The organism is Methylobacterium sp. WL103 (genome assembly GCF_008039885.1).
Taxonomy (GTDB): Bacteria; Pseudomonadota; Alphaproteobacteria; order Rhizobiales; family Beijerinckiaceae; genus Methylobacterium; species Methylobacterium cerastii.
This window is the reverse complement of record NZ_VRUX01000792.1, coordinates 1-1,589: the sequence shown is the minus strand read 5'-3', so window position 1 is coordinate 1,589 and position 1,589 is coordinate 1. Positions and strand designations below refer to the sequence as shown.

Genomic DNA, 1,589 nt, shown 5'->3' with positions numbered 1-1,589 from the left:
CCATCGCCCGGGCGGTGCGGGCCGTCGACCGCGACTTCGCGCTGCTCGCCATCGCCCTCACCGCGCAGGTGCCGGCCGGCGAGGCGGCGGGCCTCGAGATCCACCAGGAGATCTTCGCCGACCGCGGCTACACAGAGGACGGGCAGCTCATCGCCCGCGGCCAACCCGGCGCAATGATCGAGAGCGCGGAGGAGGCGGCGAGCCGCGTCCTCGCGATGGTGGAATCCGGCGCGATCGTGACGGCGCAGGGCACCCGCCTGCCGACGCCGATCCGCTCGGTCTGCGTCCACGGCGATTCCGCCGATGCGGTCGCCACCGCCCGCGCCGTGCGGGAAAAGCTCGAAGGCGCCGGCATCCGGCTCGCCTCGTTCCGGGCCTGAGGCGGTGGAGCAGACCCTACGCCTGCTCGATGCCGGGGAGGCGGCCCTCGTCGCCGAGTTCGGAAGCACCGTCGACCCGGCGATCAACGACCGGGTCCTGGCGCTCGACGCGGCGTTGCGCGCCGACCCGCCCGAAGGCGTCCGCGAGACCGTGCCGACCTACCGCTCGCTGATGATCCACTACGATCCGCTGGTGCTGAGCCGCGAGGCACTGGCTGGGCGCGTCATGGCGCTCGCCGACGGCGCGAACGCGAGCCGGGCAGCGCCGACCCTGTGGACGCTGCCCTGCTGCTACGCCGAGACCAGCGACGGCGAGCCCTGCGGCGAGGACGTCGCCGCCATCGCCGCGCTCACCGGCCTCTCGCCGGAGCGGGTGGCCGCGTTGCATGCGGGTGCCACCTACCGGGTCTACATGTACGGGTTCGCGCCGGGCTTCGCCTATCTCGGCGGCCTGCCGAAGGCGCTCGCGGTGCCGCGCCGAGCCAAGCCCCGGCCGCCGCATCCGGCCAACGCCCTGCTGGTCGGCGGCGGCCTGGCCGCGGTCGGGACCGTGCCGATGCCGACCGGCTGGTACGTGATCGCGCGGACGCCCGCCCGCCTCTACGCGCCGGAGCGCGACGAGACCTTCCCGGTCGCGGCCGGCGACCGCATCCGCTTCGAGCCGGTCGACGCCGTGACCTATGCCGCCCTGGAACGACGCGCCGCCGCGGGCGAGGTCGTGGCCCGGCGCGAGTCCTTCGCCGAGGAGGCCACGCCGTGAGCCCGCACCTCGCGATCCTCGCCGCCGGCCCGAGCGTCACGCTCCAGGATGCCGGCCGCCACGGATACCTGCGCTACGGCATCACCGCCGCCGGGCCGATGGACCCGCTCGCCTTCGCCACCGCCAACCGCGCCGCCGGCAACCCGGAAGGCGCGACCGCGATCGAGGTCTCGACCGGCGGCATCACCGTCGCGGCGGAGGGCGGTCCACTCGGCCTCGTCCTGGCGAGCACGGGCTTTCGCGTCGCCCTCGACGGTCAGGCGCTTCCGGCGTCCGTCGCGCTGACCTTGGAGCCGGGCCGGACGCTCGCCGTGCGGGCGGGCGCGGCCGGCGCCTGGTGCTACATCGCCGTATGCGGCCGGGTCGCCGTCGCGCCGACGCTCGGCTCGACCGCGACCCACACCCGGTCCGGCCTCGGCGGGCTCGACGGGCGTGCGCTCGCGGCCGGC

2 protein-coding genes and 1 pseudogene are annotated in these 1,589 nt (G+C 75.9%); all 3 read left to right on the top strand.

The window, feature by feature from the left end; all coding sequences use genetic code 11:
- Positions 1-380: LamB/YcsF family protein (locus FV222_RS25490; RefSeq protein WP_187277475.1), on the top strand; the 380-nt coding region annotated here is incomplete at its 5' end.
- 4 nt (positions 381-384) lie between these two features.
- The gene (locus FV222_RS25485; protein ID WP_246685662.1) at positions 385-1,140 is read left to right on the top strand and encodes an allophanate hydrolase subunit 1; all 756 of its coding nucleotides are present in this window, start codon (positions 385-387) and stop codon (positions 1,138-1,140) included.
- Positions 1,137-1,589, top strand: a pseudogene (locus tag FV222_RS25480) (urea amidolyase); the annotation flags it as partial. The gene FV222_RS25485 and the pseudogene FV222_RS25480, both read left to right, overlap by 4 nt.